Origin of the sequence: Streptomyces sp. NRRL S-646, assembly GCF_000720765.1 — a bacterium.
Lineage (GTDB): Bacteria > Actinomycetota > Actinomycetes > Streptomycetales > Streptomycetaceae > Streptomyces.
The window spans coordinates 209,534-222,999 of sequence record NZ_JODC01000004.1; the positions used below are offsets into that span (position 1 = coordinate 209,534).

13 protein-coding genes and 1 pseudogene are annotated in these 13,466 nt (G+C 71.8%); 8 read left to right on the plus strand and 6 right to left on the minus strand.

The features are described 5' to 3' along the window. Nucleotides 1-43: 43 nt before the first annotated feature. Both IH68_RS0109200 and IH68_RS0109205 read right to left on the minus strand, forming a co-directional pair. On the minus strand, nt 44-973 hold the full coding sequence (locus IH68_RS0109200; protein WP_030931235.1) for a carbohydrate kinase family protein: 930 nt from the start codon (nt 971-973) through the stop codon (nt 44-46). Then, nucleotides 970-1,656, minus strand: coding sequence for a class II aldolase/adducin family protein (locus IH68_RS0109205; RefSeq protein WP_030931238.1), 687 nt, complete (start codon nt 1,654-1,656; stop codon nt 970-972). Before IH68_RS0109205 ends, IH68_RS0109200 begins: the two co-directional genes overlap by 4 nt. A 57-nt stretch (nt 1,657-1,713) precedes the next feature. Here IH68_RS0109205 and IH68_RS0109210 point away from each other — a divergent pair, with 57 nt between their 5' ends. Together IH68_RS0109210 and IH68_RS0109215 are read left to right on the plus strand one after the other, a co-directional pair. After that, nucleotides 1,714-2,364 (plus strand): TetR/AcrR family transcriptional regulator, encoded by a 651-nt coding sequence (locus IH68_RS0109210; RefSeq protein WP_030931241.1) that lies wholly within the window; start codon nt 1,714-1,716, stop codon nt 2,362-2,364. 296 nt (nt 2,365-2,660) lie between these two features. Beyond that, a pseudogene (locus IH68_RS0109215) lies at nt 2,661-3,020 on the plus strand (EamA family transporter); the annotation flags it as partial. A 4-nt stretch (nt 3,021-3,024) separates the two neighbouring features. On the opposite strand, the gene IH68_RS0109220 reads toward IH68_RS0109215, so the two are convergent. Genes IH68_RS0109220 through IH68_RS0109230 form a run of 3 tightly spaced genes read right to left on the minus strand, consistent with a single transcriptional unit; the run spans nt 3,025 to nt 6,190 of the window. Beyond that, nucleotides 3,025-4,554: an aldehyde dehydrogenase family protein gene (locus IH68_RS0109220; RefSeq protein WP_030931246.1), complete on the minus strand. Its 1,530-nt coding sequence runs from the start codon at nt 4,552-4,554 to the stop codon at nt 3,025-3,027. A 37-nt stretch (nt 4,555-4,591) separates the two neighbouring features. Then, nucleotides 4,592-4,993 carry a 2-oxoadipate dioxygenase/decarboxylase family protein gene (locus IH68_RS0109225; RefSeq protein ID WP_420718978.1) on the minus strand — a complete coding sequence of 134 codons (402 nt, stop codon included), beginning with the start codon at nt 4,991-4,993 and terminating at the stop codon, nt 4,592-4,594. Nucleotides 4,994-5,014: 21 nt separating this feature from the next. Then, nucleotides 5,015-6,190 (minus strand): NAD(P)/FAD-dependent oxidoreductase, encoded by a 1,176-nt coding sequence (locus tag IH68_RS0109230; protein ID WP_030931252.1) that lies wholly within the window; start codon nt 6,188-6,190, stop codon nt 5,015-5,017. Between the two features lie 133 nt (nt 6,191-6,323). On the opposite strand from IH68_RS0109230, the gene IH68_RS0109235 reads away from it, so the two are divergent. Beyond that, nucleotides 6,324-7,235, plus strand: a complete 912-nt coding sequence (locus IH68_RS0109235; RefSeq protein ID WP_030931255.1) for a LysR family transcriptional regulator — start codon at nt 6,324-6,326, stop codon at nt 7,233-7,235. Between the two features lie 166 nt (nt 7,236-7,401). Beyond that, a complete protein-coding gene (locus IH68_RS0109240) occupies nt 7,402-8,292 on the plus strand; it encodes an ornithine cyclodeaminase family protein (RefSeq protein ID WP_030931257.1) in 891 nt (296 codons plus the stop codon). A gap of 211 nt (nt 8,293-8,503) precedes the next feature. On the opposite strand, the gene IH68_RS0109245 is transcribed toward IH68_RS0109240, so the two are convergent. Then, on the minus strand, nt 8,504-9,100 hold the full coding sequence (locus IH68_RS0109245) for a short chain dehydrogenase (RefSeq protein WP_030931260.1): 597 nt from the start codon (nt 9,098-9,100) through the stop codon (nt 8,504-8,506). Nucleotides 9,101-9,170: 70 nt separating this feature from the next. On the opposite strand from IH68_RS0109245, the gene IH68_RS0109250 reads away from it, so the two are divergent. The 4 genes from IH68_RS0109250 (at nt 9,171) to IH68_RS0109265 (ending at nt 13,459) form a co-directional block, all read left to right on the plus strand. Further along, nucleotides 9,171-10,034 (plus strand): LysR family transcriptional regulator, encoded by an 864-nt coding sequence (locus IH68_RS0109250; RefSeq protein ID WP_030931263.1) that lies wholly within the window; start codon nt 9,171-9,173, stop codon nt 10,032-10,034. Nucleotides 10,035-10,260: 226 nt separating this feature from the next. Continuing rightward, nucleotides 10,261-11,151, plus strand: coding sequence for an alkaline phosphatase family protein (locus tag IH68_RS0109255; protein ID WP_030931266.1), 891 nt, complete (start codon nt 10,261-10,263; stop codon nt 11,149-11,151). Nucleotides 11,152-11,156: 5 nt separating this feature from the next. Next, on the plus strand, nt 11,157-12,440 hold the full coding sequence (locus IH68_RS0109260) for an MFS transporter (protein ID WP_030931269.1): 1,284 nt from the start codon (nt 11,157-11,159) through the stop codon (nt 12,438-12,440). Next, nucleotides 12,437-13,459, plus strand: a complete 1,023-nt coding sequence (locus tag IH68_RS0109265; protein ID WP_030931272.1) for a TolB family protein — start codon at nt 12,437-12,439, stop codon at nt 13,457-13,459. The genes IH68_RS0109260 and IH68_RS0109265 overlap by 4 nt, the downstream gene beginning before the upstream one ends. Nucleotides 13,460-13,466 lie beyond the last annotated feature (7 nt).

Genomic DNA, 13,466 nt, shown 5'->3' on the forward strand with positions numbered 1-13,466 from the left:
GACTCGGTGACGGTTTACACCGGTTTACCGCGAGTCGAGCGGCTCAGGAGCGGGTCTTGTGGGTCATGGCGAACTCGTCGGCCTCCGGCAGGTCGAACTCCCCGTGGTCGCTGCCCAGCCCCTGCGCCACCAGTGCGGCCGCGGCGCTGCCCAGTACGGCGGCCTCGCGCGGGGTGCGGCCGAGGCTGATGCCGCGTATGAATCCTGCCGAGAACGCATCGCCGCAGCCGGTGGTGTCGACGACGTCGACCTCGAAGGCGGACACCGTTTCCGTGCCCTCTGCGGTCACCAGGAGCGCGCCGTCGCCGCCGCAGGTGACGGCGACGAGGCCCGCCCCGGCGGCAAGGAGCTTCTTCGCGCCGGTCACGAGATCCTGCTCCTCGCTGAAGCCGAGGACCTGGTCGTCGTTGGGGAGCAGATAGTCGACGTGCGGGAGCAGCGGTTCGATCTGGTCGAAGGTGCCCAGCTCGCCGGGGGCGAGGAGGTCCACGGAGGTGACGACGTCGTGTTCCTTGGCGTGCGCCAGGATGCGTGCGGCGACATCGGCGCCGATCAGCTCGGGGCCGCCCAGGTGGAGGTGGCCGGCCTCGGCCACCTCGTCCCAGGGCACGTCGTCGAGGCCGTAGGTGATGTTGGCGCCGAGCAGATGGAGCGAGGGGCGGTCGCCGTTGGGGCGGATGGGCAGCACGCTCGCGGAGGTCGAGGTGTCGACACGGCGGACGAGCAGCCCGGTGTCGATGCCTGCCCTGTTGAGGAGCTGGACGAGCATGTCGCCGGTCGGGTCGGCGCCGATCGCACCGGCGGTGCGCACCGAGGCGCCCAGCTTGGCGAGGGTGAGGGCGGTGCCGCCGGCCGTCCCGGCGGCGGTCATCCGGATGTCGTCGACGAGGGTCGCGCCCTGACCCTCGGGTATCTCCTCCACCGGCCGTACCAGTACGTCCAGTACATGCACGCCCATCGTGACGACCTTCATCGCTCTTCCTCCTGCGCGGATGGTACGGGGTGGGTGGTGCCGTAGTTGCGGGCGATCGCGGCCTCGATGACTGCGAGTTGCTGCTGTTCGTCCAGGGCGCGGGGCGCACGGAGCGCGGCCGCGTGCTGGTACACACCGCAGGCCCACTCCAGCAGCAGGGCGTGCTCCACCGCCTTGTCGAGGGTCGGCGCGTGGGTGAGCGCGCCGTGGTTGGCCATCAGTGCGGCGCTGCGGCCCTCCAGCGCGGCGAGCACCGACTCGGCGAGTTCGGGGGTGCCGAAGGTGGCGTACGGCGCGACGCGGACGGTGCCGCCGAGAGCGAGCAACTGGTAGTGGACGCACGGCAGTTCGTCGAGGACCAAGGAGAGCGCGGTGGCCATCGGTGCGTGGGTGTGGACGACCGCGCCGGTGCCGTAGCGCCGGTAGACGCCGAGGTGCAGGTCCAACTCCGAGGTCGGCTCCAGGGTTCCGCCGACGATTCTCCCGTCCAGGTCGACCAACGTCACCTGGTCCGCGGTGAGTTCGGCGAGCACCGCCCCGGTCGCGGTGATCGCGACCCGCTCCCCCACGCGCACGCTCACGTTCCCTGCCGTACCGATGAGCAGGCCCTCGGCCCCCAGGCGGCGGCAGGCGTCCGCCACGGCGGCCCGCTCCCGCCCGAGCGCCGTGCTTGAGTCGGTCATGTGCGGGACCGTAACCTAAAGGTGAAACAAAGTCACGTTCAGGTTCGGAGGTTGTTCGTGGGAGAGCCGACCGCGGAGGTCAGCGGGGCCGCTTCCCTGCGCCGTACCCCCCAACAGGCGCGCAGCAAGGCGCGCTTGGCGCGGGTCCTGGAGGCCGCCGAGCGCGTGATGATCGGTGAGGGCGTCGAGGCTCTGACCACCACCCGGGTCGCTGCGGAGGCCAAGGTGTCGGTCGGCTCGCTGTACCAGTACCTGCCCGACCGCGACGCGATCATCGATGCCCTGGCGGCCGGCTACTTCACGAAACTCGAAGCCGCCATGGACGGCCTCGTCCAGGCCGCCACGGCGGAGCGCTGGGAGGACCCGGTGGGCGTGCTCGTCGACGCGTTCGCCGGGATCTACCGCACCGAACACGGCTTCCGTGCCCTCTGGTTCGGCAGCGGCCTGACCGAGCGGACCCGCGCCGCGGACCGCGCGCACAAGCGCCGTATGGCCGAGGGAATCCGCCGCGTCCTGCTCGCGCTCGGCATGGCGCACGACCACGAGACCCTCGCCGCCGCCTGCCACGCCGCGGTCCTCGCGGCCGACGCGCTGGCGCAGGAGGCGTTCCGGCGTGACGCCGAGGGCGACGTGGAACTCCTCGACGAGGCCAAGGTCATGCTGCGCGGCTACCTCGCGGACGTCACCGCACGCCATCGACGCCGCTGACCGGCTCGCGGGCAGCGGGGTGGGGCTGTCCCCCGCACGGTTACGGCACTGCACGCCATCGCGGCCAACCGGCCCCTCCAGCAGGCTCGTTGCGGATCCCAGGGCGGGGCAGTGACGGGTGGTACGGGGGCGGGGACGGGACGCGTGCAGCGGGCGCTGGTGACGGCGGTGACGGCTTTGGCGGCGATGGCGGTATCGGCCGCCGCCTCTGCCGCCTCGGGCGGCGCGGACACGGATCGCGACGCGTTGCAGCAACAGCTGGACGACATCGTGGCCGTCGGCGCGGTGGGCGCGCTCGCACCGTGGGCCGCCGTATCCCCGGTGCCGCGGGGTCCGCGGCGGCCGCCGACCTCTCGGCCCTGATGTTCCTGCCGATCGGTGTCGCCCTCGTGCTGCGGCATCCGCCGGCCGCTGCGGCGGTGGGGTGCGCCGTGGCGGCCGGGGTGCTCTCCTCTGCGGTGCCGTATCTCGCGGACCTGTTCAGTCTGCGTCGGGTGCCCGCTCAGGCGTTCGGTCCGCTCATGAGCGTGAACCCCGTCCTCGCCGCCGTCGTCGGGTGGATCGGCCTCGGTCAGAACCAGGGCTGGACGGAGTGGGTGAGCATCGGCGCCATCGTGGCCGCCAACACTCTGAGCATGCTCGCGCGGCGCGGGTGACCCGCTAGAGGAAGCTGACGTTCTGGGCCAGGGCGAGTCGGCCGGAGTAGTTGATGGTGTTGGTGGCCGACCGCATGTACGCGCGCCAGGCGTCGGAGCCCGACTCGCGGCCGCCGCCCGTCTCCTTCTCCCCGCCGAAGGCGCCCCCGATCTCCGCGCCGGAGGTGCCGATGTTGACGTTGGCGATGCCGCAGTCGGAGCCCTCGGCGGAGAGGAAGAGCTCTGCTTCCTGCTGGTCGCGGGTGAAGATGCTGGAGGACAGGCCCTGCGGGACGTCGTTGTGCAGGGCGATGGCCTCCTCCAGCGTGTCGTAGGTCAGGACGTAGAGGATCGGCGCGAAGGTCTCCTCCCGTACCACGTCGGTCTGTTCGTCGACGCGGACGATGGCCGGTTCGGCGTAGGCGGCGCGGGGTGCGGCGTCGGCCAGTCGGCGCGCACCGCCGACCAGGACCTTGCCGCCCTGCGCCTGGACGCGGGTGACGGCGTCCTGCATGCCGTCGAGGGCCTTGGTGGAGATGAGCGGTCCGACGAGGGTGTTCTCGTCGAAGGGGTCGCCGATGGGCAGCTTGGCGTACGCGGCCGTGAGCCGTGCGACGAGCGTGTCGGCGATGTCGCGGTGCACGATGAGGCGGCGCAGGGTCGTACAGCGCTGCCCGGCCGTGCCGGCCGCGGCGAAGACGATGCCCTGGACAGCGAGGTCGAGGTCGGCCGAGGGCGCCACGACGGCGGCATTGTTGCCGCCGAGCTCCAGCAGGCTGCGGCCGAACCGTGCGGCGACGCGGGGGCCGACCTCGCGGCCCATGCGGGTGGAGCCGGTGGCGCTGACGAGGGCGACGCGCGGGTCGTCCACGAGCTTCTCGCCGACGGTGCGGTCACCGAGCAGGAGGCGGTGTACGTCCCGTGGTGCGCCGGTCTCCTCGGCGGCCTGCGCCAGCAAGCGGTCGCAGGCGAGAGAGATCAGCGGGGTGAGCTCGGACGGCTTCCAGATCACTGTGTCGCCGCAGGCCAGGGCCACGGCGGTGTTCCAGGACCACACGGCGGCCGGGAAGTTGAACGCGGAGATCACGCCGACCACGCCCAGCGGGTGCCAGGTCTCGGCCAGGCGGTGGCCGGGGCGCTCGGAGGCAATGGTGCGGCCGTAGAGCTGACGGGACAGGCCGACCGCGAAGTCGCAGATGTCGATCATCTCCTGGACCTCGCCGAGCGCCTCCGAGCGGATCTTGCCCGCTTCGATGGTGATGAGGTCCGCCAGGTCGCTCTTGTGGTCCCGCAGCAACTCGCCCAGTCGGCGTACGAGTTCACCGCGCCGCGGGGCCGGTGTGGTGCGCCAGGTGAGGAAGGCCTCGCGGGCGGCCGTGACGGCCTCCTCGGTGTCGGCGGCGGTGGCGGCCGTGAGGCCGAGGAGGTCCTCGCCGGTGATCGGCGTACGTGCCTGGAAGTCGGCGCCTTCGGGGACGATGACGCCGATGCGCTCCAGGCTCGTACGGGCGCGGGCGCGCAGGTCCTCGGTGCTGGGCAGGGCGGTGCTCGTCATGATGCATCCTCGGGGTTCGGTGAGTGGGAAAGGGCGGTCAGCCGAGCGGGCCGTCGAGTTGCAGCCCCGGGCGACCTGGGCGAGGGGGCGGGGACTTCGCGGTCGATACGACGGACCGCGCGGGAGGCGGCTTCGCGCAGGCCGTGAAAGCCCACCGGGCGCATGTCCTGGGCGCCGAAGACACGGGCGACCTGGTGCAGTTCGGGGGGCCGATGCAGATGGCACCGTGGCGTTCGGCGGTCACGCGGCTGTGGGAGCCCAGGCGTTCGGCGTCGGCGCCCTGTGCGCGCAGGACCTCCTCGTCGACCTTGCGCGGGACGTCCACGAGCGTGGTGCGGGCGGGGGCCGCCTCCCGGCCGTACATGCCCAGGAGCCGGGCGGCGAAGGCGTCGCGCAGCTGCCACTGGCTGATCATCGAAGCCTTTCGATCGGGGTTCACGCCGCATGGGCTTCGGGGGATTCACACCACGTGCGCTTCGGGGCGGCTCTCGGCTCCGGAGTGGAAGCGGTCTGCGCTGAGGGGGGAGATGTCGGTGAAGGGTGTTCGGTCGAGGTGGAGGTCGCGCAGGATCTCGCCGACGGCAGGGGCCTGCAGGAAGCCGTGGCCCGAAAACCCGGTGGCGTAGAGGAAGTTGACCAGTTCCCCGGAGCGGCCGATGAGGGCGTTGTGGTCGGGGGTGACCTCGTAGAGGCCGGCCCAGCCGCCGACGGTCCTCATGTCGGCGAGTTCGGGGGCCCGGCTGCGTACGGCGTCCCGGAACAGTTCGAGCCACTGGGGGGTCCAGGTGGTGTCGAAGCCGTCGGGCTGGCGGGGGTCGGCGAGGCCGAACAGCAGGCCGTCGTCGCTGTTGTGGAAGTAGGCCGACGAGGCGAAGTCGATGGTGAAGGGGATACGGGGCGCCGGGGGCACGAGCGGTTCGGTGAAGGCGAGTTGGCGGCGTACCGGCCGGACCGGGAGGTCGATGCCGACCATGTCGCCGATCAGGCCCGACCACGCGCCCGCCGTACAGATGACGGTGTTGCAGTCGATGCGTCCGTGGTCTGTATGGACGGCGGTGACCTGGTCGCCTGCGGTGTCGATGCCGGTCACGGTGGTGTGGGTGGCGAAGGTGGCGCCGGCGCGGGCGGCCGCGTCGGCGTATCCGTTCACGACCAGGCCGGGGCGGGCGTGGCCGTCGGCGGGCGAGTAGGCGGCGGCCAAGAGTCCGTCGGTACTGACGTAGGGACAGAGGCTGCGGGCCTCCTCCGGGGCGATCATGCGGGTGGGGACGCCGAGGGCGTTCTGGGTCCTGGCGCTTGCCTCGAAGTCCGCGGCCTGCCGGTCGGTGGTGAGCAGGAAGAGGTAGCCGACGGTGTCCAGGCGGATGTCGGCGCCGGGGCGGTGCGGGAAGTTCTCGTAGGCGCGCAGGCTCCGGCTGCCCAGCTCGATGTTGAGGGGGTCGGAGAACTGGGCGCGTACGCCGCCGATCGGTTTGCCCGAGCTGCCGCAGGCCAGCTCGCCGCGCTCGACGACGACGATGTCGGTCACCCCCGCTTCGGCGAGGTGGAACGCGGCACTGGCGCCCATCACTCCCCCGCCGATGATCACGACGTCTGCGGTCGGCGGAACGGAGCGGAAGGCGGATGTTGAGGACAAGGGGCCGTCCCTTCCGGAGGCCGGCGCCCGGCCGGGGGCAAGACGCTGATCAGCTGTCTGCCCGTCATCGTGACGCAACCCGACCTTTGACGTCCATGAACAGTTACTGCGCCCGATCTATTAGTGTTCCTATATGGACTGGACGAGCTCCCAGCTTCGTTCCCTCGTGGAGCTGACCAGGCGCGGAACCATCACCGCGGTGGCTCAGGCACTGGGGTACACCCCCGGCGGGGTCTCTCAGCAGATCGCCGCGCTGGAGAAGGCGACGGGCATGGAGCTGTTGCAGCGCGTGGGCCGACGGGTGGAGCTGACCGACGCCGGGATGACGCTGGCCCGGCACGCCGAGCGGATCCTGTCGACGGAGGCCGAGGCGGTCGAGGCGCTGGAGCGCAGCCGGGGCGAGGTCTCCGGGGTGCTGGTGGTGGGGCTGTTCGCCACGGCGGCCGCCGAGATCCTGCCGCCGGCCCTGCAGCGGGTGCGCGAGACGCATCCCGGGCTCGCCGTGCACAGCCGCGACATGGACGTGGACGAGGTGTACGACGCCGTCGCCTCCGGCGCGGTGGACCTGGCGCTCGGCCTGGACTACCCCGACGTGCCCATCCCACGTGATCCGGCGCTGCGGGTGACGCAGCTGGACCGGGAGCGGTTCTCCCTCGCCGTGCCCACCGGGTGGCTGGAGGGTCGCGAGGAGGTCGCCCTGGCCGACACGCAGAACCTGGGCTGGATCCTGCCCTCCCCCCACAGCTACTACGGCCGCGCCGTGCGCACCGCCTGCCGGCGGGCCGGCATCGAACCCGACGTCCGGCACGAGGTGACCGACACCGCGGCCACGCTGGCGCTGGTCGAGGCCGGCATCGGCATCAGCACGGTGACGGAGCTGATGCTCAGGCTGCGCGCCTCCCGCTTCGACGTGGTGCGGCTGCGGGAGGTTGTCGAGCGGCACATCGTGGTCGTGTTCCGCTCGTCCGCGGAGCACCGGCCGACGGTGGGGGCGCTTGTGGACGTTCTGCGGGCGGTGACCGGAGGCCGGGCGCTTCGCGGGTAGTGCCGCGTTGTGCCGTCGGTCGGCTGCGGAACGCAGTGCGGCTGGTCGCGCCCACCCGGCGGAGCCGCAATTCAACCCAGCCCCGCGCCCCTTTCAGGGGCGCTGCCGCACCGTAAGAAGTGGAACCGGTCGGGAGACGACTGGTGAGCAAGGAGGGATTCCCACTGTGATCACTGTTCTGGAGGGTGCGCCGCCCATGGAGGCGGCCATCGGCGCGCTGCGGGCAAGCCTGCTCGGCGGGCTCGACCCGGAGGCCGGTCCGCCGCGTTCGGCCGTCCCGGTGCCGCGGGGGCAGCTCCTGCTCATGCCCGCCCACTGGGGCTCCTACGCCGGGGTCAAGGTGGTGACCGTGGCACCGGACAACCCGGCGCGGGAACTGCCTCGGATCCAGGGCAACTACCTGCTGCTGGACGGCGAGACCCTCACCCCGCTGGCCCTGCTGGACGGGATCGCGCTCACCAACGTACGTACCGCCGCGGTGTCGGCCGTGGCTGCCGACGCGCTCGCCGAACCGGACGCGAGCCGACTGGTGCTGTTCGGGACGGGACCGCAGGCACGGTCGCATGTCGAGGCCCTGCGGTGCGTCCGGCCGATCCGGGACGTCGTGGTCGTCGGCCGGGACGCCGAGCGCACCCGCGCGTTCGCCGAAGACGTCGAGGCGCGGGTCGGCAGTGCGGACGAGGTGGCGGACGCGGACGTCGTGGCCTGCTGCACCACGGCGCGCACACCGTTGTTCGACGGCTCGCTGCTGCCAGCGCATGCGACCGTGGTGGCCGTCGGATCGCACGAGCCGGACGCCAGGGAGGTCGACGAGACGGCTGTCGGGCGTTCGACAGTGGTGGTGGAGGCGGTTTCGGCGGCGCTGCGTGAAGCGGGCGACATCGTGCTGGCCGTGCAGGCAGGGGCCCTCGATCCCGGCACACTGGTCGGCCTCGCCGATCTCGTGCGGGGCCGGTCCCCACTACCGCCCGAGCGCCCGCGGTTGTTCAAGAGCGTGGGCATGGCCTGGCAGGACCTGGTGGTCGCCGCGGCCCACTTCGAGGCGGGACGGGCATGACGACGACGGTCCGGAGTACCGACGGCCCCGACGCGGCGACGGCGGTCCCGGGGCAGCCTCGCCGAGCTTCGAGACGGTCTCGACGAGGCTGCGGGCCGCCACGGTCACCGGGAGCATCACCCCGCATCCCGTGGGCCGCCCCCTGACCGAGGAGCGGGTCCGCACGGCGAGGCGGAGCAAGGGCCGCCTGCCCTGGACAGGGCTCAGCCGGCTACAGGGCATAGACCTGCCCGGTCTGCGCGCCCTCGACGGACCGTACGTACGCCTGCGTGACGTCGGCGAGATCGACCGGCGGCATGCCCGGGAAGTAGTCCCCGTACTTGGCGAGGCTCTCGGTGAAGACCGTGGGGCTGACCGCGTTGATGCGCTGCGGGGCGATCTCGATGGCGGCGGCCCGGACGAATGCCTCCAGCGCGCCGTTGGCCATGGACGCCGCACTGCCCGTGGGGATCGGCTCGCGGGCGAGCACACCGGTGATGAGGGTGAAGGAGCCGCGCTCGGCGATCCGCGGGATGCCCTGGCGCACCAGGTCGATCTGGCTGAGCACCTTGCCGTGGAAGGCAGCCAGATAGTCCTCGGGGGTCAGCTCGGTGACCGGCTTGTACGGCACGTGCCCGGCGGCGCTGACCACGGCGTCCACCCGGCCGGCGCGGTCGTAGAGTTCGGCGACCTGCGCGGGGTCGGTGATGTCGTGGCGCAGGTCGCCGCCGCTGCGTCCCACGCTCAGGACCTCGTGGCCGCGGGTGTCGAGTGTCTTGTGGAGGGCCGCGCCGAGTGTGCCGGTGGCGCCGATGAGCAGAATCTTCATGACTGCGACGCTAGGTCCGGCCCCCGGCGGGAGGGAAATACCTTCTGGGGAGCACTTATGCTTCAGAGTTATGAATGTGGAGCTACGGCATCTGCGGGCGCTCGCCGCGATCGGCGACGAGGGCACCATCACCGGCGCGGCGGCTGTGCTCCACATCAGCCAGCCCGCCCTCTCGCGCACCCTGGAGCAGCTGGAGAGCCGGGTCGGCGTGCGGCTGGTGGACCGTACCACCCGCGCCCTTTCCCTCACGGATGCCGGTCAACGGCTGCACGAGAGAGCCCATTTGATCCTCCGTCAGCTGGACGACGCGCTGACGGAGGCCGCGGCGGGGGTGCGGCCCCTGCGGATCGGTTTCGCCTGGGCGGCGCTCGGCGACCTGACCGTGCCGCTGCTGCGCACCTGGCGGGAGGCGCACCCCGGGACCCCGGTGCAGGTGTACCGGCGCGACGATCCGGAGGTGGCGCTGCGCCGCGGGGAGATCGACGCGGCACTGTTGCGCACCGCGCCCGCGCCCGGCGCCGGGCTGGAGGTCCGCTCGCTGTACCGGGAGCGGCGCATGGCCGCCGTACCCGACAGCGACCCGCTGGCGACCCGCCCGTCGGTGCGGCTGACGGATCTCGCCGACCGTCCGGTGGTGCTGTGCGCCACCGCCGCGACCACCGCCGAGCTGTGGCCCGAGGGGCGGCGACCCCGCACGTTCGAGGTGGCCAACGTCGACGAATGGCTCACCGTGATCGCCACGGGGGAGGCGGTCGGGGTCACCGCGGAGGCGACGAAACAGAGCCATCCGCACCCCGGGGTCCGCTATCTGGCCCTGGCGGACGTACCGCCCGTAACGGTCCGCATGGCCTGGCCGCGCACTCCCACGCACCCGGCCACGCTCGCCTTTCTCGGCCATCTACAGTCCATGACTTCCGCACATCTGCAGGCCTGACCTGCGCTGTTGTCCGGGTCGCGGAGATCGGGGTACGTGGGTCGTATGTCGCGGCGACGATGAGCCCAGACAGTGCATGACCTGTACATGACCTGTATGTCGTGCGATGTTTGCCCATCGGGGTCCGGCGTTCGTCTGGGCTTCACGCAGTACCGGTCTCAGGCTCCTATGGTTTGCGGCGCCGCCTCCCCCGCACGTGCCCGTCACTTCTGTCCGGAGGACAGTCATGACCGCCGTAAAGGCTTCCCAGCGCACCCGACGCCCCCTCACCGCACTCGCCGGGGCTGTCGCCCTGACCGCAACGTCGATCGGTGTGTGGGCTGCAACGACCTCAGCCGCTCAGGCCGCCGGTCTCCCCACCCCCGACCACGTGGTGGTCGTGGTGATGGAGAACCACGCCTACTCGCAGGTGATCGGAAGCTCCAGCGCCCCGTACATCAACAACACCCTCAAGGCGGGTGGCGCCAACCTCACCCAGTCGTACGGTCTCACCCACCCCAGTGAGCCGAACTACTACATGCTCTTCTCGGGCTCCAACCAGGGCCGCACCGACGACAGTTGTGTGGGCGTCGGGTCCATCTCCGCGCCGAACCTGGCCTCCGAGCTGATCGCCGCGGGCAAGACCTGGAAGAGCTACAACGAGTCGCTGCCCAGCCAGGGTTCGACGACCTGCAGCAGCGGCAACTACGCGCAGAAGCACAACCCGTGGTTCGGCTTCTCCAACGTGCCGACGAACACCGCGATGACCTTCGCGCAGTTCCCGACCGACTACACGACCCTGCCGAAGGTCTCCTTCGTCGTGCCGAACCTGTGCAGCGACATGCACGACTGCTCGGTCTCCACGGGCGACACCTGGATCAAGAACAACCTGGGTGCGTACGCCACTTGGGCCCAGACGCACAACAGCATCCTCGCCGTCACCTTCGACGAGGACAACAAGCTGTCCGGCAACCGCATCCCGACCGTCCTGTACGGGCAGCACGTCGCCGCCGGCAGCTCCAGCTCCACCACCTACAACCACTACAACGTCCTGCGCACGGTGGAGGACCTGGCCGGTCTGACCAGCCACGCGGGCAACGCCGCGTCGGCGTCCGACATCACCGGCATCTGGAACTGACGCCCGTGTATCTCGCGGACTCCCGCAGCACCAAGGCCGCCGTCGCCCCGGACACCCGTCCGGGGCGGCGGCCGGCCGCTGTGCCCGGCACCGTGCTGGCCCTGGGTGCGGTCAGCCTGATCACCGACGTCTCCTCGGAGATGGTCACCGCCGTGCTGCCGCTCTATGTGGTCGCCGGCCTCGGCCTGTCCCCGCTCGGCTTCGGTCTCCTCGACGGCATCAACAACGGCGTGGGGGCGCTGGTCCGGCTGGCCGGCGGTCACCTCGCCGACCGGGGCGGCCGCCGGCACAAGGTCGTGGCGGGCCTCGGCTACGGTCTGTCGGCGCTGTGCAAGCCGCTGCTGCTGCTCGCCCACACGCTTCCCGTCATCAGCGCCGTGCTCGCGGCCGACCGCACCGGCAAGGGGCTGCGCACCGCTCCCCGGGACGCGATGATCTCGCTGGCCACCGAACCCGCGTACCGGGGGCGGGCGTTCGGGGTGCACCGCGCCATGGACACCACGGGCGCGCTGCTCGGCCCGCTGGTCGCGTTCGCCGTGCTGCGGGCCACCGTCGACGGCTACGACGCGGTCTTCGCCGTCAGCGGCTGCATCGCGGTGCTCGGCGTCCTGGTGCTGGTGCTGTTCGTGCCCCGCCGCATCGCGCCTGCCGGTCCCGTGCAGCTGCCCGAGCCGGTCCGGCCTGCCCTGCGCGACTCGCTGGGCCTGCTGCGCCGCCCGGAGCTGCGCCGGCTCACCCTCTGCGCGGCCCTGCTGGGTCTCACCACCGTCAGCGACTCCTTCCTGTACCTGCTGCTCCAGCGCGAGGGGGACCTGTCCGCCGACCTGTTCCCGCTGCTGCCCCTGGGCACCGCCGCTGTCTTCCTGCTGCTCGCCGTGCCGCTCGGCGCACTCGCCGACCGTCTCGACCGCCGCCGGCTGTTCCTGGCCGGCCACGGCGTCCTGCTGCTCGGCTACGGCCTGGTGCTCTCCCCCTGGCACGGCATTCCCGCCGTGGTCGCCGTCCTCGTACTGCACGGCACCTTCTACGCGGCCACCGACGGAGTCCTCGCGGCCGCCACCGCCGGAGCTGTACCGGCACAGCACCAGGGTGCCGGGCAGGCACTGGTGGGCACCGGCCAGGCGCTGGCCCGGTTCGCCTGCTCGCTCGCCTTCGGCGCGGCCTGGAGCCTGTGGGGCGGGCGCACCGCGCTCGCCGTCACCACCGCCTCGCTGGCCGTCAGCGCCGTCGTGGCCGCGTTCGTCCTTCGTCCCACCGCCGACGTGTCCCCCGCCGAGGTGTCCGCATGACCCGAACCACCCGCCTGGCGATCCTGCTGGCCGCCGTCCTGCTGCTCGGCGGCGTCGGCACCGGGGCGGTGCTGTATGCCGCGCACCGCTCGGGCATGCGGGACGAGCAGCAGGCGAACGGTCCGACCGTCAGGACGGGTACCGTCTCGCTCCGGCCAACGGCCGAACGCCGGCTGCTGGTGCGCAACCTGGCCTGGGGCCCGCACCGCGACGAGATCGCCACCGTGCCCGCCGACGATCCGCAGGGGCCGCGCACCGCCTCGGGCGTCAAGTGCCTGCGCTTCCACGCGGCCGCCGGAACCGGCATCTGCCTGCAGGCCGTGCACGGCACGCTCAGGGACACCTACCGGGCGGTGGTCCTCGACGCGCACCTGCACGAGCGGCACCGCTTCCCGGCCGCGGGCATCCCCACCCGGGCCCGCGTCTCACCCTCCGGCCACCTGGTGGCCTGGACGGTCTTCGTCAGCGGAGACTCCTACGCAGGAACCAAGTTCTCCACCCGCACCGCCGTCGTCGACACCCGCACCTGGAAGATCGACGACAACCTGGAGACCTTCCACATCATCAAGGACGGCCGGACCTACCGCGCCGCCGACACCAACATCTGGGGCGTCACCTTCGCCGACGACCACCGCTTCTACGCCACGCTGGCGACCGGCGGCAGAACCTACCTCGTACGAGGTGACGTCGGTGCACGCACCCTCACCACCCTGCACAGCAACGTCGAGTGCCCCTCCCTCTCACCCGACGGCACCCGCATCGCGTACAAGAAGCGCGTCAAGGGAGCCTCTCCCGACGCACCTTGGCGGCTGTACGTCCTCAACCTGCGCACCATGAAGGAGACCGCGACCGCCGAGCAGCGCAACATCGACGACCAGGCCCTGTGGGCCGACGACTCCACCCTCGTCTACGCCCTCCCGGGCGACTACGGCTCGGACCTGTGGACCGTCCCGGCCGACGGCTCCGGAGCGGCCCGCCGGCTGATGACCTCGGCCGTCGCTCCCGCCTACCTGGGCTGAGGGGTCC